The sequence below is a fragment of the Achromobacter pestifer genome (assembly GCF_902859625.1).
GTDB classification, from domain to species: domain Bacteria; phylum Pseudomonadota; class Gammaproteobacteria; order Burkholderiales; family Burkholderiaceae_B; genus Achromobacter; species Achromobacter pestifer.
Window position 1 is genome coordinate 202,399 of record NZ_CADIJX010000005.1, and the last position, 24,045, is coordinate 226,443.

Here is a 24,045-nt window from a genome sequence, read left to right on the forward strand (position 1 = left end):
ATCCGGACTTAGAAGGTACGCGCCTTGGGCGGGAAGGAATCAACCGTCAAAGGCTTCATCTGCACAGGCTTGTAATCCAGGCGGCTGCCTTCGGAGTACCACAGCGTGTGCTTCAGCCAATTTTCGTCGTCACGGGTCGGATGGTCATCCAACGCATGCGCGCCGCGGCTTTCCGTGCGGGCGGCGGCCGACTTGATCGTGGCACGGGCCACTTCGGTCATGTTGGCCAATTCCAGCGCTTCGACGCGCGCGGTGTTGAACACCTTGGACTTGTCCTTGAAGTAGATATTGTCGGCTTGCTTGGCAATATCCTCGATCTGCGTCACGCCTTCGTTCAGCAGTTCCAGCGTGCGGAACACACCGCAATGGCGCTGCATCGAGAAGCGGATGGCATTGCCGATGTCTTGCGTCTTTTCGCCCGAGGTGCGCGATTCCAGCTTGTTCACGCGATCCAGCGAGAACTCGACAGCCTGCTGCGGCAGGTCCTGGTGCGCGCGCTGGCGCTCCGGGTGCGAATTGACGATGTGGTTGCCCGTGGCGCGGCCGAACACAATCAGGTCCAGCAGCGAGTTCGTGCCCAGGCGGTTGGCGCCGTGCACCGACACCGCGGCGCATTCGCCGATGGCGTACAGGCCGTTGACGACCTGGTTCTCGCCGTTCACGCGCGACAGCACTTGACCGTGGTAGTTGGCCGGAATGCCGCCCATCTGATAGTGGATGGTCGGAACGACGGGGATCGGTTCCTTGATCGGGTCGACGTTGCCGAACTTGATCGCGATTTCGCGAATCGAGGGCAGACGCTTGTTGATGACGTCGGCGCCCAGGTGGTCCAGCTTCAGAACGACATAGCTGCCGTCCGGGCCACAACCGCGGCCTTCCTTGATTTCCTGGTCCATCGAACGGGACACGAAGTCACGCGGGGCCAGATCCTTCAGCGTGGGCGCATAGCGCTCCATGAAGCGTTCGCCATCCTTGTTCAGCAGGATGCCGCCTTCGCCACGCACGCCTTCCGTGATCAGCACGCCGGCGCCGGCCACGCCGGTCGGGTGGAATTGCCAGAATTCCATGTCTTGCAGCGGGATGCCCGCGCGCGCCGCCATGCCCAGGCCGTCACCGGTGTTGATGAAGGCGTTGGTGGAAGCGGCCCAGATGCGGCCCGCGCCACCGGTGGCCAGCACCGTGGTCTTGGCTTCCAGGATGTAGATCTCGCCCGTTTCCATTTCCAGGGCGGTCACGCCAACGACGTCGCCAGCTTCGTTGCGCAGCAAGTCCAGCGCCATCCATTCGACGAAGAACTGGGTGCGTGCGGCAACGTTGCGCTGGTACAGGGTATGCAGCAGCGCATGGCCCGTACGGTCAGCAGCGGCACAGGCGCGCTGCACCGGCTTTTCACCGAAGTTGGCGGTGTGGCCGCCAAACGGACGCTGGTAGATCGTGCCGTCGGGGTTGCGGTCAAACGGCATGCCGAAGTGCTCGAGCTCGTACACGGCGTTCGGCGCTTCACGGCACATGAATTCGATGGCGTCCTGGTCGCCCAGCCAATCCGACCCCTTGACGGTGTCGTACATGTGCCAGTACCAGTTGTCTTCACTCATGTTGCCCAGGGAGGCGCTCACGCCGCCTTGCGCGGCAACGGTGTGCGAGCGCGTGGGGAACACCTTGGACAACACGGCAACCGACAGGCCCGCTTGGGACAGTTGCAGCGAACAACGCATGCCGGCTCCGCCGGCGCCAACGACCACCACATCAAACTGGCGGCGCGGCAAGGATTTCATGACAGAGACCACGGCTTAGATGCTCCAGAGGATTTGCGCGAAGTAAACGACCGAACCGACCAGCCAGAGGATCGTCAGCACTTGCAGCAGCAGGCGCAGGCCCACCGACTTGACGTAGTCCATCCAGATGTCGCGCACGCCAATCCAGGCATGCCAGGCCAACGCAATGAATGCAAGGGTGGCCAGGATCTGGCCAACCGGAAGAACGCCCACGTAGAAATTGAACAGCGAGGTCCAATGTTCGTACGTGAAGGCAGGCATCATCAGGATGCCGATAAGCAGCACCAGCGTGTACACGGCCATGATGACGGCGGTGATGCGCTGAATGATGAAATCCATGACGCCATAATGGGCGCCGACGACCAGGCGCTTGGGTCCGTAGTTTTTAGCGGCGGCCATTTACAGCACTCCGAACAGTTTCAGGGCAAACACCAGCGTCAGCGCCAGGCTGACACCGAACACCACGCCGGCGCTTTTCTTGGCCGACAGCTTGTCGATACCAATGTGCAGGTCCAGCAGCAGATAGCGGATGCCGGCACAGAAGTGATGCAGGTAGCCCCAGATCAGGACCAGGAAGACAAGCTTGACGATCGGATTACCCGCGTAGGCGGCAACGGCTGCGAACGTTTGCGGCGCGGCCACGCTGGCTGCGAACAGCGGCAGGATGACCAAGGGCAAACAGAAGAACAGCAAGATGCCGCTAACGCGGTGCAGGATGGACAGCTTGCCGGCCAGGGGCAGGCGGTAGCTGGCAAGTTGCGCAATGCCAATATTGCGAAACTGCGGACGTGGCTTGGCAGCGGTGTCGGACATGACGGCCTCGGTGTTTCAGAACTAGGGAATCGTGACGGCGAAAGTGCCGTGGCCCTTTCGGGCAAACACGCTATTTTCGCCCAGAGATTGGGTTGGTATCAAATCGTAGTTAAAAAGCTCATCAATTCAGACTATTGCGGTAGTGGTATCGATCGGTCAAGTACAAACCCCGGCGAATTTCCATGGGGCGGTCACCATAGGTGTAAGACACCCGATCCACCTGCAACAACGGCGTGCCGGCGGGAACATTAAGCAGCGGACAGACTTCGGCCGGCGCGATCACCGCGCGCAGCTTTTCGTCCGCGCGCACCATGCTGACGCCGAACTCGGATTCAAACAGACCATAGAGCGGCGCCTTGTTGGCGGTCAGCAGCTCCAGGGTCAGTCCGCGGAAAATGGAACCGGGCAGCCAGATGTCGTCCACGACGGTGGGTGTCTGCCCCATGGACAGCAGGCGCCGGATCATCACGACGGTTTCGCCCGCCCGGAGATCCAGGGCGCGCGCGATCTCGGCGGGGGCTCGCAGGCGCCGGCATTCCAGGATGCGGCTTTCCGCGCGGCCGGCTTCGCCTTCTTCGTCGGCGGCCAGGCGCAGGAAGCGGTAACGCACGCGGGCTTCGTGGTGGGTGGCAACAAAGGTGCCCTTGCCTTGGCGACGCAGCAGCATGTGCTCGGCGGCCAACTCGTCAACCGCCTTGCGCACCGTGCCCTGGCTCACCTGAAAACGGGCGGCCAGATCGATTTCGCTGGGGATGAGTTCACCGGGCTTCCATTCGCCGCGTTCAAGGCTTTGGACAAGCAGATCCTTGATTTGGCGGTAGAGCGGACTGAAAGCGGCCCCCTCGCCCGTTGAACGGGCGGCGCGAGTGCGTAAGGAGGTTTCGGGCCGAGGCTCTGCCATGGATCTTCTTGAAAGTGTCATGTTCATCCGGATGATGGGAGGGCAACGCAAAAAGGATGCAGACCCATATCCAAAATGCGCCGGCAAAGGCACAGCGGACTGTGCTGCAACGCATTCGGAATAAACACTCTATTGTGGCATATTGAGAGGAAAGCTGTCCAACGTCTTATGTCTTATATAAGATAGAAGAGCGTTTGACGCACCCCCGAAATCGTTCTAGGATTCACGGCTGTCAGGGCCCCGCGCCCCCAGTCAAAAAAGCCCCCTCGGGAGGGCAGCAAACCCGCGATAGCGGGCGCGGCATGGGGGCCTTTGTTTTGACGCCCAACGATTACACTGATTGGTGAGATTTTTCTCGCCAAACCATTACGGAGAACGTCCATGTCCAAGCCTGCCTTGCGTGTCGCCGTCACCGGCGCCGCCGGCCAAATCGGTTACGCACTGCTATTCCGCATCGCCTCCGGCGAAATGCTGGGTAAAGATCAACCCGTCATCCTGCAACTGCTGGAAATTCCCGACGAGAAAGCGCAAAAGGCCCTGAAGGGCGTCATCATGGAATTGGATGACTGCGCCTTCCCGCTGCTGCAGGAAGTGACCGCTCACAGCGATCCGCGCACCGCCTTCAAGGACGCCGACGTGGCCCTGCTGGTTGGCGCCCGTCCGCGCGGCCCCGGCATGGAGCGCAAGGACCTGCTGTCCGTCAACGCCCAGATCTTCACCGCGCAGGGCAAGGCCCTGAACGACGTGGCCAGCCGCAACGTCAAGGTCCTGGTCGTCGGCAACCCCGCCAACACCAATGCCTACATCGCCATGAAGTCGGCGCCGGATCTGCCGGCCAAGAACTTCACCGCCATGCTGCGCCTGGATCACAACCGTGCCCTGTCGCAACTGTCCGCCAAGTCGGGCAAGCCGGTCGCCGCGATTGAAAAGCTGGTCGTGTGGGGCAACCACTCGCCCACGATGTACCCCGACTTCCGCTTCGCCACCGTCGGCGGCGAATCGCTCGCCAAGCTGATCAACGACGACGCCTGGAACCGCGACACGTTCATCCCGACCGTGGGCAAGCGCGGCGCCGCCATCATTGAAGCCCGTGGCCTGTCCTCGGCCGCTTCGGCCGCCAACGCCGCCATCGACCACGTCCGTGACTGGGTCCTGGGCAGCAATGGCAAGTGGGTCACGATGGGCATCCCGTCGGACGGCTCCTATGGCATCCCGGAAGGCATCATCTACGGCGTGCCGGTCACGACCGAAAACGGCGAATACAAGCGCATCGAAGGCCTGGAAATCGACGCCTTCTCGCGCGAGCGCCTGGACTTCACGCTGAAAGAGCTCCTGGAAGAGCGCGACGGCGTCAAGGACCTGCTGAAGTAAGCAGCGCTTGAATCAGAATTGGGCCCGCTGACGCGGGCCCAATTCCTAAGCAACACCGAAACATAAACCTGTCTCTTGTGCCCTGCCGCCGCGATTGTCGCGTAGGGGACAGATTTATATTCCGGACCCGCGCTAAGGTCGTGGGCTAGCCATAAAAACGGAGACTTCCATGTCCAGACCCGAATCGCCCGGCGCCCTCTTCCGTCGCGCCCTCGCTGAAGAAAGCCCGCTACAGATCATTGGCGCCATCAACGCAAACCACGCCTTGCTGGCCAAGCGTGCCGGCTACCGCGCCATCTACCTGTCAGGCGGCGGCGTCGCGGCTGGCTCCCTGGGCCTGCCCGACCTGGGCATCAACACGATGGACGACGTCCTGACCGACGTGCGCCGCATCACCGACGTGTGCGACGTGCCGCTGGTGGTGGATATCGACACCGGCTTCGGCCCGTCGGCGTTCAACATCGGCCGCACCGTCAAGAGCCTGATCAAGTTCGGCGCTGCCGCCTGCCATATCGAAGACCAGGTTGGCGCCAAGCGTTGTGGCCATCGCCCCGGCAAGGAAATCGTCACCACCGAGGAAATGGCCGACCGCGTGAAGGCCGCGGCTGATGCACGCACCGACAGCGATTTCTACCTGATCGCCCGTACCGATGCCATCGCCTCGCACGGCGTGGACGCCGCCATCGAGCGCGCACTGGCCTGCGTGGAAGCTGGCGCCGACGCCATCTTCGCCGAGGCCGCCTACGACCTGCCCACCTACGACCGCTTCGTCAAGGCCGTCAAGGTGCCCGTCCTGGCCAACATCACCGAATTCGGCAAGACGCCGCTGTTCACGGTCGAGGAACTCAAGAGCGTGGGCGTGGGCATGGTGCTCTATCCGCTGTCAGCCTTCCGCGCCATGAACAAGGCCGCCGAGGCCGTCTATACCGCCATCCGCCGCGATGGCCACCAGAAAAACGTGGTGGACCTGATGCAGACGCGCGAAGAACTGTACGACCGCATCGGTTACCACGAATTTGAATCCAAACTGGATGCGCTCTTCCAAAAGGGCAAAGCGTAAGACCGCAACGCCTTTTGTATCCGGCGCCACGGCCATCCCCGGGGCGCCAAGCTTCCCCCCATATCGTCAATCGCGAAAGGAAAGGAGTAGAGACATGAGCACGGCTCCCAAGAAGCAAGCAGCCACACCAGACGCCAAGCCGGAAGAGAAAGCCGGTTTCAAGCCGAAGAAATCCGTTGCCCTGTCGGGCGTGGTCGCGGGCAACACCGCGCTATGCACGGTCGGCCGCAGCGGCAACGACCTGCACTACCGCGGCTACGACATCCTGGACATCGCCCACACCAGCGAGTTCGAGGAAATCGCCCACCTGCTGGTCCATGGCAAGCTGCCCACCAAAGCCGAACTGGCCGCCTACAAGCAGAAGCTGCGTGGCCTGCGCGGCCTGCCGGCCCAGTTGCAAATCGCGCTGGAAGCTCTGCCCGCCGCCAGCCACCCGATGGACGTGATGCGCACTGCCGTGTCCGTGCTGGGCTGCGTGCTGCCCGAGAAAGACGACCACAACACCCCGGGCGCCCGCGATATCGCCGACCGCCTGATGGCCAACCTGGGCTCGGCGCTGCTGTATTGGTATCACTTCAGCCACAACGGCCGCGTCATCGACGTGCAGACGGACGACGACAGCATCGGCGGGCACTTCCTGCACCTGCTGCACGGCGAGAAGCCCAGCGACGAATGGGTCAAGGCGATGCATATCTCCTTGAACCTGTACGCCGAGCATGAATTCAATGCGTCCACGTTCACCGCCCGCGTCATTGCCGGCACGGGTTCGGACATGTACTCGTCCATCGCTGGCGGCATCGGCGCGCTGCGCGGCCCCAAGCACGGCGGCGCCAACGAAGTGGCGTTTGAAGTGCAGAAGCGCTATGACACGCCGGACGAAGCCGAAGCCGACATCCGCCGCCGCGTCGAGGCCAAGGAAGTCATCATTGGCTTTGGCCACCCGGTCTACACCGTGTCCGACCCGCGCAACAAGGTCATCAAGGACGTGGCCAAGAAGCTGTCCAAGAAGGCCGGCACCACCAAGATGTTCGACATTGCCGAGCGTCTGGAAACGGTCATGTGGGACATCAAGAAGATGTTCCCCAACCTGGACTGGTTCTCGGCGGTCAGCTATCACATGATGGGCGTGCCCACCGCCATGTTCACCCCGCTGTTCGTCATTGCGCGCACCGCGGGCTGGTCGGCCCACGTCATCGAGCAACGCATCGACAACAAGATCATTCGCCCCACCGCCAACTACGTGGGTCCGGAAGATCAGAAGTTCGTGCCGATCGAGAAGCGCAAGTAAGCCACGCACACGTCAACCGAGAGCAAGGGCGCAGCATGGCCACCTGTATTCATTTTATGGAGAGGTACCGCTATGTCTGCCCCGATCTCCAACGTGCGTCCCGATCCCGACCAGGTACTGGTCGATATCGCGGACTACGTTCTGAACTATGAAATCAAGAGCGGCCTGGCGTATGAAACCGCCCGCAACTGCCTGATCGACACACTGGGCTGCGGCCTGGAAGCGCTGGAGTACCCGGCGTGCAGGAAATTGCTGGGGCCGGTCGTGCCGGGCACGGTGGTGCCCAACGGCGCCAAGGTGCCCGGCACGTCGTTCCAGCTGGACCCTGTCCAGGCCGCGTTCAACATCGGCACGATCATCCGCTGGCTGGATTTCAACGATACGTGGCTGGCCGCCGAATGGGGCCACCCGTCCGACAACCTGGGCGGCATCCTTGCCACCGCCGACTGGCTTTCGCGTACCGCGGTTGCGGCCGGCAAGCCGCCACTGACCATGCGCGACGTGCTGACCGGCATGATCAAGGCGCATGAGATCCAGGGCTGCATCGCGCTGGAGAACTCCTTCAACAAGGTTGGCCTGGATCACGTCGTGCTGGTCAAGGTGGCGTCGACCGCCGTCGTGGCGCAGATGCTGGGTCTGGACCGCGATGAAGTGATCAACGCCGTCTCCCTGGCCTGGGTGGACGGCCAGAGCCTGCGCACCTATCGCCACGCCCCCAATACCGGCAGCCGGAAGAGCTGGGCCGCGGGCGATGCCACCAGCCGCGCCGTGCGCCTGGCGCTGATCGCAAAGACGGGTGAAATGGGCTATCCGTCCGTGCTGACCGCCAAGACCTGGGGCTTTTACGACGTGCTCTTCAAGGGCAAGCCGTTCACGTTCCAGCGGCCTTATGGCAGCTATGTGATGGAGAACGTGCTGTTCAAGATTTCGTTCCCGGCCGAATTCCATTCGCAGACCGCCGTGGAATGCGCCATGGAGATTCACGACCGCCTACGCGGCCTGGGCAAGAGCGCGGACGACATCAAGGCCATCACGATCCGCACGCACGAGGCCTGCATCCGCATCATCGACAAGAAGGGCCCGCTGAACAACCCGGCCGACCGCGATCACTGCATCCAGTACATGGTGGCCGTGCCCGTGCTGTTTGGCCGGCTGACGGCGGGCGATTACGAGGACGAGATTGCCCGCGATCCGCGCATCGATGTACTGCGCGACAAGATCGTCTGCGTGGAAGACCCGGCCTACACCCGGGACTATCACGACCCGGACAAGCGTTCCATCGCCAACGCGCTGACCGTGGAGTTCAACGACGGCTCGCGGCTGGACGAGATCGTGTGCGAATACCCCATCGGCCACAAGCGCCGCCGCCAGGAAGGCATCCCGCTGCTGGAAGCCAAATTCCGCACCAACCTGGCCCGCATGTTCCCGGCCAAGCAACAGCGCCGCATCCTGGCGGTGTCGCTGGACCAGAAGACGCTGGAAGCCATGCCGGTACACGAATACATGGACATGTACGTGATCTGACGCTGGACCACGCGGACCCGTAGGATGGGTGTAGCGCGAGAGATTGGAGCCAAGAACGCCAATCTCAAGCGCGCGCAACCCATCAAGCAGCGGTGATTTCTTAACGAAAGCAGCCATGATGCGAGCGCAGCGTGGTGCGAGCACGGCATAATGCTAGCGCGGCATGATGGGAGCGCGGCGTGATGGGAGCGTGGCGTGATGGGAGCGTGGCGTGGTGCTAGCGCGGCATGATGGGTTGCGCGCGTTCAGTTCCGGTGTTCTTGGCTCCAATCTCTCGCGCTACACCCATCCTACGATCATCCCGCCCCAATTCAGTCCGTTCCAACCCCGCCTCAACCCATCCATCCAATCCGTCCCCCAACGCCGGCCTTACAATGCGGCTTTCCTCGATCGGATCGTGCCATCATGGCCATGCTTTGGGTCAAGACCTTTCATATTGTCTTTATCGCTTCCTGGTTTGCCGGCTTGTTCTATCTGCCGCGCATTTTCGTGAACCTGGCGCAGCAAACGGACGCTTCGGTTCAGGCGACGCTGCTGGGCATGGCTCGCCGGCTGTACCGTTTCACCACCATCCTGGCCGTGGTCGCCATCGTGTTCGGCATGTGGCTGTACCTGGGTTATGGCATCGGCGTGGGCCCGGGCAATGGCTGGATGCACGCCAAACTCTTTTTCGTCCTGCTCGTCATCGGCTACCATCACGCCTGTGGCTTGATGCTGCGCAAATTTGAACAGGGCAAAAATACCCGTTCGCACAAGTTCTATCGCTGGTTCAACGAAGTTCCCGTCTTGCTGCTCTTGGTGGTGGTGGCGCTGGTCGTCGTCAAACCCTTCTGATTCCCCCTACCTTTGCACATTCGCCAGGATTCGTATGTCCTCTGATGAACAGGACCGTCCGCGCAAGACGCTGACGATCAAAAAAACGGCGCGTGACGCCCACGCCGAAGAAGCGCCCAAGCGCACCCGCACGGGCGCCCGCGCCCGGCTGGTCGCCCAGATTTCACGCACCAAAGACAGCGTGGAACGCCAGAAAGACCCGGAAGGCTATCAACGCCGCCAAGAAGAAGAGGCACGCCGCAAGCCCGGTGCGGGCGCACGCGGCCAGGCGCCTCGCGGCGGCTCGCCGGAGCGTGGCCAGTATGATCGCGGCCAGCCCAGCCGAGGCCCGAGTCGTGGCGCGGCTGACCGCAGCCCGGCTGATCGCAGCGCGGGTGGACGCAGCCCGACTGATCGCAGCCCTTCCGACCGCGGCCCCTCCAACCGTGGCGCCCCCGCTCGCAGCCGTTCCGACGACTCCCGTCGCGATGCCGCGCCGAGCTCGCGCCCGGGACGTCCAGCGCAACGCGCCCCGCGCCTGCGTGACGACCAGTACATCGCCCCGGCCACGCCGGCGGGCCGCTTCTACGATCCGTTCGAGGACGACGGCCCCGCGCCCGAGTTCATGACCGAGCCGGAACACGCTCAGCAGCCCGAACCGCACGCGGCGGAAGAACGCCACTATTCCCGCGAACGCACGCACCACGTCGAAACGCATGGCCGCCGTCCGCGTGAGCCACGGCAGGCGGAAGTGTTCACGGTATTCGCCCCCTGCCCGCAAGGCCTGGAAGAGGCCCTGACGGCGGAAATGCAGGCCCTGGGCTATGACGACGCCAAGGCTGGCCGCGCCGGCTGCTCGTTCACGGCCGATTGGGCCGGCGTGCAGCGCGCCAACCTGTATTCGCGTCTGGCCACCCGCATCCTGGTGCAAGTGGCGCATGCCGAGATCTCGCACGAAGACGACATCCTGGACCTGGCCCGCGACACCCCCTGGGAACGCTGGTTCGGCGCCGAGCAAACGCTGCGCGTGGACACCTCGGCCATCAAGAGCCCGGTGCAAAGCCTTCAGTATTGCAACCTGCGCGCCAAGGACGGCATTTGTGACCGCCTGCGCGAACTGGAAGGCGAACGCCCCAGCATTGACACGGTGCGGCCGGACGCGCGCGTCCACCTGTTCCTGACGGGCCATACCGCCACCCTGTATCTGGACACGTCGGGCGAATCGCTGTTCAAGCGCGGCTGGCGCCTGGACAAGGGGGAAGCCCCGCTGCGCGAGAATCTGGCGGCCGGTATGCTGGCCCTGGCGGGCTGGGACCCGGCGGCGCCCTTGCTGGATCCGTTCTGCGGTTCGGGCACGATCCTGATCGAGGCGGCCTGGATCGCCTTGGGCGTGCCTCCGGGCATCTCGCGCCCGTTCGGATTCGAGCGACTGCGTGACCATGACGCCTATCGTTGGCGCGACCTGAAGGACGACGCCCGTTCGCGCATCCTGCCGCAACTGGACGCGCCGCTGATCGGCTACGACCTGGACCCGCAAGCGATTGAATTCGCCCAGAACAACGCCGAGCGCGCTTGGTTGACGGCCGATTCCATTCGCTTTGAAGTGGGCGACGCCCGCCAGATCTCGGCGCCCGCCGACCATGGCTGGATCGTCACCAACCCGCCCTACGGTGAGCGCATGCTGACCGAGCAGGACGCGGACCTATGGCGCGATTGGGCCACTTGCCTGAAGCACAATTTCGCCGGCTGGCAGTTGCACGTCATCACCAGCGACATGACCTTGCCCAACCAGATGCGCCTGAAGCCCAAACGCCGTGTGCCCCTGTACAACGGCGCACTGGACTGCCGCCTGTTCGGCTTTGAACTGGTCGCCGCTGGCTATCGCGACGCCTGATCGCACGGCGCCCGGGCGACGTTTCCGCCCCGGGCGCCCGCCCCTTTCTGCACCGCTTGGCGCGTTGTAAAAGCGCCGCAACATGGCGTGCGTATCTTTGCTTATGGTGCCCCGGCGCGCGGTTTTGGGGCATTATCAGCACCAAGGTGTTGCCAAGTTGCACTTGCTTGCACCTCCCTCTTGCACAGTTTCAGGGTAAACCCTATAATTCGGGTTATCCCTAGTAGCAAACAACTGTGCAAGCCCGTGGAGGCTATTGTGATCAACCCGAACAACACCATCCGCCTGACCGACGAACTCGAGCGCCAACTGATGCTCCAGGCTATTGAAGAACAATTCCGTCCGCACCCGATGCGGGCGTTGGCCGCCGGCCTGCGTAAGCTGGCCCACGGCGTGAAGGCCCTGGCTGGCAAGACGAGCGCCAAGAACGCGCACTCCGCTGCCTAAAGACAGGCTGGGCCTTAAGCGCTAAGGCCCGAACGATTTTCCCCTTGGGGGCTGCATAGCCCCTTTTATAGACCCGCCCTTACCGGCGGGTTTTTTTTCGTCCGGACTTAATGCATCGCAACGGAACCGGCGGATCCATCAGAACGCCGGGAGGATACCCCCTCGCCAACGGGCGCCTTTATCGGATAATAGCGACCCATGAACTCGCCCTCCCTAGACCAGACCCCCAATCGGCTACGCCGGTTCGCCTGCATGATGTACGAAGCCGTGCTGCTGTTCGGCGTGGTGTTCCTGGCGGGCTATCTGCTGGATACGCTGACCCAGAGCAAGAATGCGCTGGAACTTCGGCCGGCCCGGCAAGCCTGGCTGTTTATCGCGATCGGGGCGTATTTCGTGTTGTGCTGGCGCCGCCGCGGCCAGACGCTACCCATGAAGACCTGGAACATCCGGCTGGTCGATCGCGACGGCAACACCCCAGCAACCTTCCGCCTGATCCTGCGCTACGTGCTGGTCTGGCCCCTGGTGCTGGCCGGTGCCGCCGTGGTGTGGGGCGCCGCCAGCCTGACCGGCTGGCCCTCAATGGACATGTTCATCGTCGCCGCGCCCTTCACGATCTTCATCTGGTCCTGGTTCGACGCCGACGGTCAATTCCTGCATGACCGCATCCTGGGAACTCGGCTGCGCAATGCGCCGCAGCGTCAAAAAGCGCGATAAGGCCGCCGCCCCACACAAACAATTACAACCAGCAAAACCATGCGGCGAATTAGCCGCATGCTTTCAGAAAGTTGAAAGTCGCCCGCAAAGACAATGAGGCCCCTTTAAACAGACGCCTCCGGACTCATCATGCGCGCTTTCCTTTCCCGACTGTCGCTGGCTACCGCCAGCGCGCTGTTCTTCCTGCCCATGGGCGCTTCGGCCCAAAATGCATCGGCTCAGCAGGAAATCGAATCCGCAACGAAAGCCGCTTTTGCCGCCGCCCAGCAGGGGCCGGCCGATGTGAAACTGGGCGAGCAGGCGGTCGTGCATCTGCCTCAGAACATGTTCTTCGTCCCGCGCTTCCAGGCCGAACGGCTGATGCAAGCCTATGGCAACGGCAAGGACTCCTCGCTGCTGGGTGTCGTGATGCCCAAGAGCGACGAGGAAGACTGGGTCATCACCGTCAACTTCGACAAAGCCGGCTACATCAAGGACGACGACGCCAAGAACTGGGACGTCAAGGAACTGCTGGACAGCCTGCGCGAAGGCACCGAACAGTCCAATGAGGAACGCAAGAAGCGCGGCTTTCCTGAACTGACCGTGGACAGCTGGGTCGAGGCGCCCAAGTACGACAGCAACTCGCAGCGCCTGGTCTGGTCGGTGGCGGCCAAGCATAAAGGCGCCGGCGCGGAAGAAGACCCCACCGTCAACTACAACACCTACGCGCTGGGCCGTGACGGCTACATCACGCTGGACCTGATCACCCAGCAAAGCCTGGTGCCCAAGGACAAGACCGCCGTGCTGGCGCTGCTGGACAACCTGAACTACGTGGACGGCAAGCGCTACGCGGACTTCAACTCGTCGACCGACAAGGTGGCGGAATACGGATTGGCCGCGCTGGTGGCCGGCGTGGCCGCCAAGAAGTTGGGGCTGTTCGCCGTCATCGCCGCCTTCCTGGCCAAGTTTGCCAAGGTCGGCATCCTGGCCGCGGCCGCCCTGGGGGGTGGATTGTGGAAGCGCCTGCGCGGCAAGAAGGCCGACCCGCAACAACCCTGAAGCACTCCTCGTGACGGCGGCGCCACACGGCGCCGCCTGACCGTCACAACAGCGTCACGGATTCTTCATACGCCCGTCATCGCCGAATGATTTCATTCTGAGGCATGACGACAGCCCATAGGGAAGCGACCGTGAACGAAATCCGACCCGCGCACTGGCGTGCTCTCTGGATTTCCGATATTCACCTGGGCACTGCCGGGTGCAAAGCGGAATTCCTGCTCGATTTCCTGGACCATAACGATTCGGACACCTTGTACTTGGTGGGCGATATCGTGGACGGCTGGCAGCTGCGCAAGCATTGGCACTGGCCCCGGGCACACAACGACGTCATCCAGCGCATCCTGCGCAAGGCGCGCAATGGCACGCGGGTGGTCTTCATCCCCGGCAACCATGACGAATTCGCCCGCGAATTCGCGGGCTATGCGTTCGGCGATATTGAAATCCTGGATGAAGACGTCCACGTCACGGCCAAGGGCCTGCGCCTGCTGGTGCTGCACGGCGACCAATTCGATGGCGTGATCCAGCACAGCCGATGGCTCGCCCACCTGGGCGACGGGCTGTACCAGTTGGCGCTCTGGATCAACCACCACTTCAACCGGCTGCGCCACCGCTTGGGGATGCACTACTGGTCGCTGTCGCAATACCTGAAGCACAAGGTCAAGAACGCGGTGTCCTTCATTACGGACTTTGAAGAGGCGCTGGCGGGCGAGGCTCGCCGCCGCGGTCTGGACGGCGTGGTCTGCGGCCATATCCACAAGGCCGAACTGCGCGACGTGGGCGGCATCCTCTACTGCAACGATGGCGATTGGGTGGAAAGCCTGTCCGCCCTGGCGGAAACCCATGACGGCCAGCTCCAGCTGCTGGACTGGGCCGCCATCCAGGCCGAAAGGCAGGCGGACCCCGCTGCCCGCCCCCCGCGTTCGCTGTCCTTGCCCGCCCTGCCGTCCGCGTTGCGCCGTCAAAGCAAACACCCGTGATAACCCGTATGCGTCCCCATTACGCAACGGGGATATTGCAGTTCACGGCCCTCTAGGTCATGCTTGCATCTGAGGCAACGGGCGAGTTGGCCCGTTCACGCAGCTGCAACATGCTTACAACATAGGGCCATGAACGACCAATATCAGGCGCTCTACCAATCCTTCCGCTGGCTGGTACCCACTCAGTTCAACATTGCGGATGCGTGCTGCCATCGCTGGGCATCCAGTAGTCCGGATGCGCGGCGCATTGCCATCTACTACGAAGATGAGTCCGGCAACCGCGAGGTCTGGACCTACGCCCGACTGGCTGAGGCCGTCAATCAGCTAGCCAACGGGCTGGTGAAAATGGGTGTGGGCCGCGGCGATCGGGTCGGTGTCGTTTTGGGGCAACGCCCCGAAACCGTCGTCGCCCACATGGCCATCTACACGGTTGGCGGCGTGGTGCTGCCCCTGTCCGCCTTATTCGGCCCCGAGGCCCTGGAAAGCCGTCTGCGCGACTCCGAAACCCGAGTCGCCATCGTGGACCACGCCTCCAGCGCCAATCTGCTGGCCGTCAGCGACAACTGCCCCAACCTACAGCAGATCATCGGCATCGGTTTTGCCGATGAGCGCGTGCTGCCCTGGCGCAGCCTGCTGGCCCGCCAACCCAGCGAATTCAAGGCCATCCCGACGCGCTCGTCCGACCCCGCCATCCTGCTGTATACCTCCGGCACCACCGGTGCGCCCAAGGGCGCGTTGCTGCCGCACAGCGTGTTGATTGGCAACTTGCCGGGCTTCGTGGCTTCGCAGGACTGGTTCCCCAAGCCCGCCGACGTCTTCTGGTCACCGGCCGACTGGGCCTGGACCGGCGGCATCATGGACGCGCTGCTACCTACCCTGTATTTCGGGCATCCCATCGTGGGCACGCGCGGGCGCTTTTCCGTCGAGCGTGCGTTCGAACTGCTGGAGCGCTATCAGGTCACCAACACCTTCCTGTTCCCCACCGCCCTGAAGATGATGATGAAGGCGGTACCCGAACCCCGCCATCGCTATCAACTGGCCCTGCGCTCCCTCATGAGTGCAGGCGAAAGCGTGGGCGAAACCGTCTTTGAATGGTGCCAGACAGCGCTGGGCGTGACGCCCAACGAAATGTTCGGCCAGACGGAAATGAATTATGTCGTGGGCAACAGCCAAAAGCGCTGGCCCGCCCGGCCCGGTAGCATGGGCCGCCCCTACCCCGGCCATCAGGTCGCGGTGCTGAACGACGACGGCCAGCCTGTCGCCGCCGGCGAAACCGGCGAGATCGCCGTCAACCGCCTGGATATCCACGGCTTCCCCGACCCCGTGATGTTCCTGGGTTATTGGCGCAACGAAGCCGCCACCCAGGCCAAATTCAAGGGTGACTGGTGCTTGACGGGTGACTTGGCCAGGTTGGACGCCGACGGCTACCTTTGGTATGCCGGCCGTGCCGATGACGTATTCAAATCGGCGGGCTACCGGATTGGTCCCGGGGAAATCGAAAGCTGCCTGATCGGGCATCCTGCCGTGGCCAACGCCGCAGTGGTGCCCAAGCCGGACGCCGAACGCGGCGCGCTGGTCAAGGCCTATGTGGTGCTGACGCCGGAGTTCGCCCATCGCGACCGCTCGGACGTCATCGAGAATCTCCAGGAACATGTCCGCGAGCGCCTGGCGCCCTACGAATACCCGAAGGAGATCGAATTCGTCGATGAATTGCCCATGACCACGACCGGTAAGATCCAGCGCCGCATCCTGCGCCTGCGTGAAGAGGAGCGCGCCCGGGCCATCGCCCCGCCAGCCGACATCGCCCCCGTGGTGACCGTGGTGGTGGACGAGGCCCACGGCGACCCCGAAAAACAACCGGAGACCTGAGGCAATGCCCATTTACCAGCTGGACGACCTGATCCCCCACATCGACCCTGCCGCCTACGTGGCCGACAGCGCCGACATCATCGGCAATGTCACGCTGGAGGCAGGTGTCAGCATTTGGTCGCACGTGTCGATCCGGGGCGATAACGACGCGATTCTGATCCGCCGTGGCACCAACATCCAGGAATCCAGCGTGCTGCACGTGGACAGCGGCTGTCCCATGACGATCGGCCCGAACGTGACGGTTGGCCATCAGGCCATGCTGCACGGCTGTACCATCCATGAAGGCGCCTTGGTCGGCATGCAGGCCATCGTGCTGAACAACGCGGTCATCGGGCGCAATTGCCTGATCGGCGCGGGCGCGATCATCCCCGAGGATCGGGTCATTCCCGACAACTCGCTCGTGATCGGCATCGGCAAGATCGTGCGCGAACTCTCGGAAGAGGAAATCGCCAATCTGCACAAAAATACCGCCCATTACGTGGCGCGGGGCCAACATTACAAGACAGCCCTGAAACGGCTGGCCTGAGCGCCCCCGGGAGCCGCCGAACCCCCTGCTGCCAGCAGGGGGAATCTGGCGCCTGATCGGCTAACATTCCGCTATGACCGATCAGCTCAAAAAATACCTTACCGAAGACCGCAGCGTCCGCATTCAGTCGGTGCGCCTGGATTCGACCTGGAAGGCCGTCCAGGCCAACCATGACTACCCGCCCGCCATCACCCACCTGTTGGGCGAACTGGTGGCCGCGTCCACCCTGCTTGCCGCCAACATCAAGTTCGAGGGTTCGCTGGTGTTGCAGATCCAGGGCGACGGCCCCATCGCCCTGCTGGTGGTGGAATGCCGTTCCGACCTGAGCCTGCGTGCCACCGTCAAAGTGCGCGAAGACCATGAGGTGCCCACCGACGGCACCATGCAAAGCCTGTTGAACCCGGGCGGCAACGGCCGTTTCATCGTGGTGCTGGATCCGCAGCGCAAGCTGCCGGGCCAGCAAGCCTACCAGGGCATCGTGCCGCTGGAAGGCGAAACGGTGGCCGAAGCCTTGCAACACTACATGAAAGCGTCCGAACAACTGGACACCCGCCTGTGGCTGGCAGCCGATGCAGACCGCGCCGCCGGCATGCTGATCCAGCGCCTGCCGTTCCATGGCGGCACGGACGCGCCGCTGCTGACCGAGCAGACCGCCGCCGAGACCTGGGACCGCACCAACGCGCTGGCCAGCACCCTCAAGCGTGAGGAACTGCTGGAAGCCGAGATCGACACCCTGATCCACCGCCTGTTCTGGGAAGACACCCTGATAGCGTTTGATCCGGTGACGGTGAGCTGGCATTGCCCTTGCACCCGCGAGCGCGTAGCCAGCATGCTGCGGTCGTTGGGTGAAGAGGAAGTCAACAGCGTCCTGGCCGAACGCGGCCAGGTGGACGTGTCCTGCGATTTCTGCGGCAAGCCCTACAAGTTCGATGCCGTGGACTGCGCGTCGCTGTTCGCACCGAACCAGCCCCCCGCGGACGACACCCCTCCGACGGTGCACTGATTTCCTGGCGTCCCGCGCGCCGGGACGCTTTCATCCCTTCGGATTGTCCGCATCGACAGGCGGGCATGCCCGCGCCACACTGCGCAGCCATGACCGCCTTTTTCTTTGCCCTGCCCCGACAGCATGGCGCTGCCGCCATCGAATTTGCCGTGGCGGGCGCCTTTGTGATGCTGCTGGGCATGCTGGGAATTGAAGCCGCCCGCTGGCAGGCCGTGCGCCAGATGACGCATTTGGCGCTGATCGAAGCCGCCCGTGCAGGCGCGACCAGTCATGGCAATCCCACCCGCATGCGGCAGGCTTTTCAGCAGGGCTTGCTACCGCTGCATGCAGGCGCAGGAGGCGAAGCCGCTGCTCGGCGCCGGCAGTTGCAGGTTCAGGACAAGGTGACCACGCTGACAGGCCTGACCCCATGGCGCATCGAGGTGCTGCGGCCTGACGCCCGTGCGTTCCGCGAACACGCCCGCCCCGGCCTGACGGTAGCGGCCGCGCCGGGCTTGCGCCTGATCGACAATGACTATCAGGATTTGCAGCATGCGCGCCGGCCCGCCCCACCAGGGGGATCAAGCATCTTCGATGCCAATACATTGCAATTGCGCCTGACCTACCTGCATGAACCGCTCTGGCCGCCCATGCGCGCGCTGCTGTCGCTACTGGGACGCGACGACGCCAGCTACGCGGGCGTGGCCCGGACGCAAGGCTTGCTGCCGATTCGGGTGGAACTGGAAATGGAGATGCACTCGCACCCGGCCGATTGGGCGGCCAAGAGGCCCTACCCGGCGGGCGTGGTGTACGGCGCATGCCGTGACGCCCACTGCGGCTGAGAAAACCTCAGTGCCGGGGCGTGGCGTTGCCTGCCGGATTGGCGGGCTTGGGCGCGGGCGTGGCGGCCCGGTTGGCGGGAGGCTTGGCAGCCGGTGCGCTGGCGCGCGTGGAAATTGCCGGTGCGGGGTCGGTTGTCAACGACGCACCCGCAGCGGGCGGTTGCGTGTTCTGCGGCAGAATGTGAACGAACACTTCACCCTCGCGCATCATGCCAAGTTCACCGCGAGCGCGCTCTTCGATGGCGCCAGTGCCACCTTCAAGATCGCGCACTTCAGCCTCCAGCGCCGCATTGCGCGCGCGCAGGCCTTCATTGGTCTCGCGTTGCTCCGCCACTTGGCGTTGCAGATCCCAGACCTTGAACCAGCCGCCCTTACCCAGCCACAGCGGGTATTGGATCAAGCCTACCAGCACGAACAGCACCAGGAACAACAGGCGCATACGCGAGAACCCTCAGAGCAGTCGTGGCGCGGATGCGGCCACGGCGCCAAGCGCCGTGGCCGCGCTTCCCATCAACGCAGGTTGTAGAAAGCTTCCAGGCCAGGATACGACGCCACTTCGGCCAGCTCTTCCTCGATACGCAGGAGCTGGTTGTACTTGGCCATGCGATCCGAACGGGACAGCGAACCCGTCTTGATCTGCATCGCGTTGGTCGCCACGGCGATGTCGGCGATGGTCGAATCCTCGGTTTCGCCCGAACGGTGCGACACGACGGCGGTGTAGCCGGCGCGCTTGGCCATTTCGATGGCGGCGAAGGTTTCGGTCAGCGTGCCGATCTGGTTGATCTTGATCAGGATCGAGTTGGCGACGCCCTTCTGGATGCCTTCACGCAGGATCTTGGTGTTGGTGACGAACAGGTCGTCGCCCACCAGTTGCACCTTCTTGCCCAATTGGTCGGTCAAGAGCTTCCAACCGTCCCAGTCGTTTTCGGCCATGCCGTCTTCGATGGAGATGATCGGGTACTTGTCGCACCAGGTGGCCAGCAGATTGGTGAATTCCTGCGAGGACAGCGAGATGCCGCCTTCGCCGGCCAGCGTGTACTTGCCGTCGCGGTAGAACTCCGAGCTGGCGCAATCCAGACCCAGGGCGATCTGCGTGCCCGGCTCGTAGCCGGCTTCGGTGATGGCCTTCAGGATCAATTGGATGGCGGCTTCATGGCTGGGCACGTTGGGGGCAAAGCCGCCCTCGTCGCCCACAGCCGTGGACATGCCCTGGCCGTGGATCAGCTTCTTCAGCATGTGGAAGACTTCAGCGCCCCAACGCATGGCTTCGCGGAAGCTGCCTGCGCCAACCGGCAGAATCATCAATTCTTGCAGGTCGAGGGTGTTGTTGGCGTGCGCGCCGCCGTTGATGACGTTCATCATCGGCACGGGCATGCTCATGGGGCCGCTGCCGCCGAAATAGCGGTAGAGCGACAGGCCCGATTCGTCGGCGGCGGCGCGAGCCACGGCCATGCTGGCCGCCAGGATCGCGTTGGCGCCCAGGCGTTCCTTGGATTCGGTGCCGTCCAGTTCGATCAGGGTGCGATCGACGAAGGTCTGTTCCTGGGCATCCAGGCCCATCAAGGCTTCGGAGATTTCCGTATTCAGGTTCTCAACGGCGCGCAGCACGCCCTTGCCCAAGTAACGGCTCTTGTCGCCGTCGCGCAGCTCGATGGCTTCGCGGGCGCCGGTGGAGGCGCCGGACGGCACGGATGCGCGACCCATGGCGCCGGACTCCAGCAGCACATCGCATTCCACGGTCGGGTTGCCGCGCGAATCCAGAATCTCGCGGCCGATGATATCGACGATTGCACTCATGACTTTACATTCCCTGAACGATAAACATATTCATGACGGCCGCGCCCTCACGGGCGTTGCGGGCACGGCGGTACTGCCAGGAGTCGTAGAAGGCCTGGGCGGCGGTCAAGGACGGAAACTCCATGACGACGGTGCGGCCAGGTTCACGGCCCTCAAGGTGCTTGGATTCGCCGCCACGCACCAGGATCTTGGCGTCATACGCGCGCATGGCGAGCGTGGACAGACGCTTGTAATCCTCGTATTGCGCGGGCTTGGTCACGGTGACGTCGGCGATGAGGTAAGCACTCATGGGGTTCCTTCGGAGCAGTTGCGTTGGTTGGTATCTATGCCGGACACATGGCGCCGGATACGGCAACGCCGCCAGTGTCGCGCAAGGCGGCATGGCGACGCATATCCGATGCTAATTGGTTGTATCCGAAAGCAGCGCCGCCGTACAGGCCGGCGCAGCTGGGGGACAGGCCCGCGGCCCCGAGGATCCGCTTACGGAACTCGAGACCACGGACGCGCATCAGGCCCCCTGACCGCGGCGAGACTTTTGCTCGATGGCGGCGCGGATATAGCTGGAGAACAACGGGTGGCCATCACGCGGCGTGGAGGTGAACTCCGGGTGGAACTGCACGCCCACGAACCACGGGTGGTCGGGCAATTCCATCATTTCCGGCAGATTCTCGGACGGCGTGCGGGCGCTGATCACCATGCCGGCCTCTTCCAGGCGCGGCACGTAGACGTTGTTGACCTCGTAGCGATGACGGTGACGCTCGTTCACTTCGTCGCCATAGATGGTCTGTGCGCGGGTGCCCGCCTTGATCGGCACGCGCTGCGCGCCCTTGCGCATGGTGCCGCCCAGGTCGGACGAGTTGTCGCGCTTTTCGACCTTGCCTTCGCGGTCCATCCACTCGGTGATCAAGGCCACCACGGGGTGCGGGGCGGACGGATCGAATTCCGTGCTGTTGGCGCCGCCCAGACCGGCGACGTGGCGCGCGAATTCAATGACGGCCAGCTGCATCCCCAGGCAGATGCCCAGGTAAGGCACGCCGTTTTCACGGGCGTAACGGATGGCGGCGATCTTGCCTTCGGTGCCGCGCTTGCCGAAGCCGCCAGGAACCAGAATGGCGTCCAGGTGCTTCAACTGATCGGTGCCGCGGGTTTCGATGTCTTCCGAGTCGATGTACTCGATGTTGATCTTCGAGCGCGTGTGGATGCCGGCGTGGACCAGCGCTTCCGTCAGCGACTTGTACGATTCGGTCAGATCGACGTACTTGCCGACCATGCCGATCGTCAGCTGGTGCTGCGGATGCTCCAGCGCGTCGACCAGGCTGTCCCACATGGACAGGTCGGCCGGCGGCGGGGTCAGGCCCAACGCTTCGCAGACGATGTTGTCCACGCCTTGCTTGTGCAGCATGGCGGGGATCTTGTAGATGGAATCGGCGTCCCAGACGGAAATGACCGCATCCAGGGGGACGTTCGAGAACATCGAGATCTTGGCGCGCTCGTCGTCCGGGATGGGACGGTCGGCGCGGCACAGCAGCGCGTTCGGGTAGATGCCGATTTCGCGCAGTTTCTGCACCGAGTGCTGCGTGGGCTTGGTCTTCAGTTCGCCGGCGGAGGCGATGAAGGGCACCAGCGTCAGATGCACGAAGGCGGCATTGTTGCGGCCCATGCGCAGGCTCATCTGGCGAGCCGCTTCAAGGAAGGGCAGCGATTCGATGTCACCCACGGTACCGCCGATTTCGACGATGGCGACATCGGTGTTGCCGTTCCAGCCAGCTTCAGCGCCACGGGCGATGAAGTCCTGGATTTCGTTGGTGATGTGCGGAATGACCTGGACAGTCTTGCCCAGGTAGTCGCCACGACGCTCCTTGCGCAGCACCGATTCGTAGATCTGGCCCGTGGTGAAGTTGTTCACCTTGTGCATGCGGGCGGAGATGAAGCGCTCGTAGTGGCCCAAGTCCAGATCGGTTTCGGCGCCGTCTTCCGTGACGAACACTTCACCGTGCTGGAAGGGGCTCATCGTGCCCGGATCGACGTTGATGTACGGGTCGAGTTTCAGCATGGTTACCTGCAAACCACGCGACTCAAGAATGGCGGCGAGCGACGCAGCGGCGATGCCCTTGCCCAGGGAAGACACCACTCCGCCGGTGACAAATACGTATTTGGTCATCGTAATGAGCACCCGGGACGAGCGGGCGCGTGCGGGAAATTTGGATTATAGCCGGGAGGCGGAAGTTATTTGGGTTTTCCCCTAGCGATGACGAGTAACATTTGGCAGCACTCGAAACGCCTTGACGGCAAGCGCATTGCGCGGCGCGGCGCGGCGCCGTGCTATGTTCGATCCCTATTTTTTTGACTGCGGTTTTTTCTCAACACTCCCCGCCCGCCGCCGATGAACGATTCTCCCCAATCCCCTTATTCACTCGCCTGGCGCCTGGCATTGACCGCCGTGGTTGTGCGGCTGGCCTATGCCGCCATTGTCCAGACCTATACGCTGATCGGCGTGCCCCAGTTCGCGCATATGCGCGAAACCTTCACCGAGCCCCAGTTCCTGGCACCGATGCTGGCGCATATCTTCGCGGCGGTGGCAATCGCCGGGTTGACCACGTGGGGCGCCATGCACCGCTGGCTGGCACGCAACCACGCCACGGCCGTGGACGAGCCCCGCAAGCTGTTCGGCACCTTCATCGCCCTGCAACTGCTCTACACGCTGGCCGTGGCAGCAGGCATGGCTTTCCTGCAAAGCATCGGGTTGCAGTTCATCATGGAGAACCCGGACACGCTGGCCGCCTGGTTCAACATCGGCATGGTCGGCCGGTTCATTGCCCTGAGCTTCATCATCAGGGTCCTGACCATTGCGCTGGAGATCATCGGCATCTGCATCATCGTGCGCATTGCGGCCTGGACCGTGCAGCCTGCCGGTCAGTCCGGTGGTCCCGCATATGGCCGGCGTCATGCCGCCTGGATTGCCGCGCTGACCATGCTGATCTGGCAACTGAACGTCTCGATCGCGCTGGGAGCCTATCTGCAAATGCAGTCCCTCAAAGCGGGCTGGATGGAGTTCGCGCTGGGCTATCTGGCCCTGCCCGCGATCCTGCTCGCGATGTGCGCCCTGGTCTGCCTGAATATTCTGCCGCGCCAAATCGGCACGGCACGGCTGGGACGGGCCGTCACCCATGGCACCCTTGCATTCTGGCTGGCGCAGGCGCTGGGCGTCGGCTTGGGATACCTGGCTGTCCGGACGATGACGTGGAGCCAATGGCTGCGCATCGCCGAGTCCCAAGTGGCCGCCGTCGCGACGCTGCTGGCGTATGCCCTGCTACTGGCGGTGGGCTGCGTGATCGGCAGGCTGGCGCTGTATCCCCGAGCAAGGGCTGCGACGTCGGAAAGCTGAGAACGCCGTCCAAAAACAACAAGGCCGCA

General features: G+C 63.3%; 23 protein-coding genes. 15 read left to right on the top strand and 8 right to left on the bottom strand.

The window, feature by feature from the left end:
- Positions 1 to 8: 8 nt before the first annotated feature.
- The 4 genes from sdhA to HV753_RS20110 all read right to left on the bottom strand — a co-directional run bounded on the left by sdhA (position 9) and on the right by HV753_RS20110 (position 3,489).
- Positions 9 to 1,787 carry a succinate dehydrogenase flavoprotein subunit gene (gene sdhA, locus HV753_RS20095; RefSeq protein WP_175176360.1) on the bottom strand — a complete coding sequence of 593 codons (1,779 nt, stop codon included), beginning with the start codon at positions 1,785 to 1,787 and terminating at the stop codon, positions 9 to 11.
- A 3-nt stretch (positions 1,788 to 1,790) separates the two neighbouring features.
- Positions 1,791 to 2,174 carry a succinate dehydrogenase, hydrophobic membrane anchor protein gene (gene sdhD / locus HV753_RS20100; RefSeq protein WP_175176361.1) on the bottom strand — a complete coding sequence of 128 codons (384 nt, stop codon included), beginning with the start codon at positions 2,172 to 2,174 and terminating at the stop codon, positions 1,791 to 1,793.
- Entirely contained in the window at positions 2,175 to 2,588 is a 414-nt protein-coding gene (sdhC, locus tag HV753_RS20105) for a succinate dehydrogenase, cytochrome b556 subunit (protein ID WP_175176362.1), read from the bottom strand. It abuts the gene before it with no gap.
- Positions 2,589 to 2,709: 121 nt separating this feature from the next.
- Positions 2,710 to 3,489 carry a GntR family transcriptional regulator gene (locus tag HV753_RS20110; protein WP_050449837.1) on the bottom strand — a complete coding sequence of 260 codons (780 nt, stop codon included), beginning with the start codon at positions 3,487 to 3,489 and terminating at the stop codon, positions 2,710 to 2,712.
- A gap of 381 nt (positions 3,490 to 3,870) precedes the next feature.
- Here HV753_RS20110 and HV753_RS20115 point away from each other — a divergent pair, with 381 nt between their 5' ends.
- From HV753_RS20115 to HV753_RS20180, 14 genes are all read left to right on the top strand, one after another.
- Positions 3,871 to 4,860, top strand: a complete 990-nt coding sequence (locus HV753_RS20115) for a malate dehydrogenase (protein WP_175176363.1) — start codon at positions 3,871 to 3,873, stop codon at positions 4,858 to 4,860.
- Positions 4,861 to 5,029: 169 nt separating this feature from the next.
- Positions 5,030 to 5,920, top strand: coding sequence for a methylisocitrate lyase (prpB, locus tag HV753_RS20120; RefSeq protein WP_054423906.1), 891 nt, complete (start codon positions 5,030 to 5,032; stop codon positions 5,918 to 5,920).
- A gap of 94 nt (positions 5,921 to 6,014) precedes the next feature.
- Entirely contained in the window at positions 6,015 to 7,208 is a 1,194-nt protein-coding gene (gene prpC / locus HV753_RS20125) for a bifunctional 2-methylcitrate synthase/citrate synthase (RefSeq protein WP_175176364.1), read from the top strand.
- 72 nt (positions 7,209 to 7,280) lie between these two features.
- The gene (locus tag HV753_RS20130; protein ID WP_175176365.1) at positions 7,281 to 8,732 is read left to right on the top strand and encodes a bifunctional 2-methylcitrate dehydratase/aconitate hydratase; all 1,452 of its coding nucleotides are present in this window, start codon (positions 7,281 to 7,283) and stop codon (positions 8,730 to 8,732) included.
- Between the two features lie 405 nt (positions 8,733 to 9,137).
- Positions 9,138 to 9,566, top strand: coding sequence for a CopD family protein (locus HV753_RS20135; protein ID WP_175176366.1), 429 nt, complete (start codon positions 9,138 to 9,140; stop codon positions 9,564 to 9,566).
- A 181-nt stretch (positions 9,567 to 9,747) separates the two neighbouring features.
- Positions 9,748 to 11,439 carry a THUMP domain-containing class I SAM-dependent RNA methyltransferase gene (locus tag HV753_RS20140; RefSeq protein WP_425485916.1) on the top strand — a complete coding sequence of 564 codons (1,692 nt, stop codon included), beginning with the start codon at positions 9,748 to 9,750 and terminating at the stop codon, positions 11,437 to 11,439.
- 258 nt (positions 11,440 to 11,697) lie between these two features.
- Positions 11,698 to 11,886: a hypothetical protein gene (locus HV753_RS20145; protein WP_035212795.1), complete on the top strand. Its 189-nt coding sequence runs from the start codon at positions 11,698 to 11,700 to the stop codon at positions 11,884 to 11,886.
- Positions 11,887 to 12,084: 198 nt separating this feature from the next.
- Positions 12,085 to 12,600: an RDD family protein gene (locus tag HV753_RS20150; RefSeq protein ID WP_175176368.1), complete on the top strand. Its 516-nt coding sequence runs from the start codon at positions 12,085 to 12,087 to the stop codon at positions 12,598 to 12,600.
- 129 nt (positions 12,601 to 12,729) lie between these two features.
- Positions 12,730 to 13,638: a DUF2167 domain-containing protein gene (locus tag HV753_RS20155; RefSeq protein ID WP_175176369.1), complete on the top strand. Its 909-nt coding sequence runs from the start codon at positions 12,730 to 12,732 to the stop codon at positions 13,636 to 13,638.
- Between the two features lie 104 nt (positions 13,639 to 13,742).
- Entirely contained in the window at positions 13,743 to 14,615 is an 873-nt protein-coding gene (locus tag HV753_RS20160; protein WP_175176370.1) for a UDP-2,3-diacylglucosamine diphosphatase, read from the top strand.
- Between the two features lie 129 nt (positions 14,616 to 14,744).
- Positions 14,745 to 16,484: an acetate--CoA ligase gene (locus HV753_RS20165; RefSeq protein ID WP_175176371.1), complete on the top strand. Its 1,740-nt coding sequence runs from the start codon at positions 14,745 to 14,747 to the stop codon at positions 16,482 to 16,484.
- Between the two features lie 4 nt (positions 16,485 to 16,488).
- Positions 16,489 to 17,010 carry a gamma carbonic anhydrase family protein gene (locus HV753_RS20170; RefSeq protein WP_175176372.1) on the top strand — a complete coding sequence of 174 codons (522 nt, stop codon included), beginning with the start codon at positions 16,489 to 16,491 and terminating at the stop codon, positions 17,008 to 17,010.
- Between the two features lie 73 nt (positions 17,011 to 17,083).
- Entirely contained in the window at positions 17,084 to 18,013 is a 930-nt protein-coding gene (hslO, locus tag HV753_RS20175; RefSeq protein ID WP_175176373.1) for an Hsp33 family molecular chaperone HslO, read from the top strand.
- 89 nt (positions 18,014 to 18,102) lie between these two features.
- On the top strand, positions 18,103 to 18,834 hold the full coding sequence (locus HV753_RS20180) for a TadE/TadG family type IV pilus assembly protein (protein ID WP_175176374.1): 732 nt from the start codon (positions 18,103 to 18,105) through the stop codon (positions 18,832 to 18,834).
- 7 nt (positions 18,835 to 18,841) lie between these two features.
- Here the strand turns inward: HV753_RS20180 and ftsB are convergent, their stop codons facing one another.
- The 4 genes from ftsB to pyrG form a co-directional block, all read right to left on the bottom strand.
- Positions 18,842 to 19,273, bottom strand: coding sequence for a cell division protein FtsB (gene ftsB / locus HV753_RS20185; RefSeq protein WP_175176375.1), 432 nt, complete (start codon positions 19,271 to 19,273; stop codon positions 18,842 to 18,844).
- Between the two features lie 71 nt (positions 19,274 to 19,344).
- Entirely contained in the window at positions 19,345 to 20,631 is a 1,287-nt protein-coding gene (gene eno / locus HV753_RS20190; RefSeq protein WP_175176376.1) for a phosphopyruvate hydratase, read from the bottom strand.
- Positions 20,632 to 20,635: 4 nt separating this feature from the next.
- Positions 20,636 to 20,920: a DUF1330 domain-containing protein gene (locus tag HV753_RS20195; protein WP_175176377.1), complete on the bottom strand. Its 285-nt coding sequence runs from the start codon at positions 20,918 to 20,920 to the stop codon at positions 20,636 to 20,638.
- Between the two features lie 219 nt (positions 20,921 to 21,139).
- The gene (gene pyrG, locus HV753_RS20200) at positions 21,140 to 22,792 is read right to left on the bottom strand and encodes a CTP synthase (RefSeq protein WP_175176378.1); all 1,653 of its coding nucleotides are present in this window, start codon (positions 22,790 to 22,792) and stop codon (positions 21,140 to 21,142) included.
- A 222-nt stretch (positions 22,793 to 23,014) separates the two neighbouring features.
- Here pyrG and HV753_RS20205 point away from each other — a divergent pair, with 222 nt between their 5' ends.
- On the top strand, positions 23,015 to 24,016 hold the full coding sequence (locus HV753_RS20205; RefSeq protein WP_175176379.1) for a hypothetical protein: 1,002 nt from the start codon (positions 23,015 to 23,017) through the stop codon (positions 24,014 to 24,016).
- Positions 24,017 to 24,045 lie beyond the last annotated feature (29 nt).

Coding starts and splice junctions, on each gene's coding strand:
- HV753_RS20135 (WP_175176366.1), top strand. CDS start 9,138: ATGGCCATGCTTTGGGTCAAGACCTTTCATATTGTCTTTATCGCTTCC.
- prpB (WP_054423906.1), top strand. CDS start 5,030: ATGTCCAGACCCGAATCGCCCGGCGCCCTCTTCCGTCGCGCCCTCGCT.
- prpC (WP_175176364.1), top strand. CDS start 6,015: ATGAGCACGGCTCCCAAGAAGCAAGCAGCCACACCAGACGCCAAGCCG.
- HV753_RS20150 (WP_175176368.1), top strand. CDS start 12,085: ATGAACTCGCCCTCCCTAGACCAGACCCCCAATCGGCTACGCCGGTTC.
- HV753_RS20155 (WP_175176369.1), top strand. CDS start 12,730: ATGCGCGCTTTCCTTTCCCGACTGTCGCTGGCTACCGCCAGCGCGCTG.
- HV753_RS20115 (WP_175176363.1), top strand. CDS start 3,871: ATGTCCAAGCCTGCCTTGCGTGTCGCCGTCACCGGCGCCGCCGGCCAA.
- ftsB (WP_175176375.1), bottom strand. CDS start 19,273: ATGCGCCTGTTGTTCCTGGTGCTGTTCGTGCTGGTAGGCTTGATCCAA.
- HV753_RS20160 (WP_175176370.1), top strand. CDS start 13,743: ATGACGACAGCCCATAGGGAAGCGACCGTGAACGAAATCCGACCCGCG.
- eno (WP_175176376.1), bottom strand. CDS start 20,631: ATGAGTGCAATCGTCGATATCATCGGCCGCGAGATTCTGGATTCGCGC.
- HV753_RS20130 (WP_175176365.1), top strand. CDS start 7,281: ATGTCTGCCCCGATCTCCAACGTGCGTCCCGATCCCGACCAGGTACTG.
- HV753_RS20180 (WP_175176374.1), top strand. CDS start 18,103: ATGACCGCCTTTTTCTTTGCCCTGCCCCGACAGCATGGCGCTGCCGCC.
- HV753_RS20170 (WP_175176372.1), top strand. CDS start 16,489: ATGCCCATTTACCAGCTGGACGACCTGATCCCCCACATCGACCCTGCC.
- sdhD (WP_175176361.1), bottom strand. CDS start 2,174: ATGGCCGCCGCTAAAAACTACGGACCCAAGCGCCTGGTCGTCGGCGCC.
- sdhC (WP_175176362.1), bottom strand. CDS start 2,588: ATGTCCGACACCGCTGCCAAGCCACGTCCGCAGTTTCGCAATATTGGC.
- pyrG (WP_175176378.1), bottom strand. CDS start 22,792: ATGACCAAATACGTATTTGTCACCGGCGGAGTGGTGTCTTCCCTGGGC.
- HV753_RS20110 (WP_050449837.1), bottom strand. CDS start 3,489: ATGGCAGAGCCTCGGCCCGAAACCTCCTTACGCACTCGCGCCGCCCGT.
- HV753_RS20165 (WP_175176371.1), top strand. CDS start 14,745: ATGAACGACCAATATCAGGCGCTCTACCAATCCTTCCGCTGGCTGGTA.
- HV753_RS20195 (WP_175176377.1), bottom strand. CDS start 20,920: ATGAGTGCTTACCTCATCGCCGACGTCACCGTGACCAAGCCCGCGCAA.
- hslO (WP_175176373.1), top strand. CDS start 17,084: ATGACCGATCAGCTCAAAAAATACCTTACCGAAGACCGCAGCGTCCGC.
- HV753_RS20205 (WP_175176379.1), top strand. CDS start 23,015: ATGAACGATTCTCCCCAATCCCCTTATTCACTCGCCTGGCGCCTGGCA.